Source organism: Cellvibrio sp. ATLC23 (assembly GCF_057196725.1).
The window spans coordinates 1-273 of the sequence record NZ_JBXUOS010000039.1 but is presented as its reverse complement, the minus strand read 5'-3'; the positions used below and the strand labels follow the sequence as shown (position 1 = coordinate 273).

Sequence of the window (273 nt, the reverse complement as noted above, 5' to 3'; positions counted from 1 at the left end):
AATAGTTAATTGCTGCCATTGCTGTTTATCGAATTCTAAACCTTGTAATAGAACTGATGGTTGCTGTTCGGATAACAGAGCCTTTGCGATATCGACAATGCTGCTAGCTGATGTGATTATCGCTGGTGCGGATTGAGTAATATCTTGCTTTGAAGTTTGCGCAACTTTTTGCGCACTATGGCGAGTTGAATTTTTAGTATCCGACTCTAATGCTTGTTGAACAGTTTCTTGTTTTTGTTCAATGCCAGCAATCTCTTGCTGCAAATAATGTTC

At 39.2% G+C, this 273-nt stretch carries 1 protein-coding gene; it reads right to left on the bottom strand.

Annotated features, from left to right (window positions below; all coding sequences use genetic code 11):
* A partial coding sequence (locus AC2CG4_RS20090; RefSeq protein ID WP_484487958.1) for a hypothetical protein occupies positions 1–273 on the bottom strand: 273 nt, incomplete at both ends.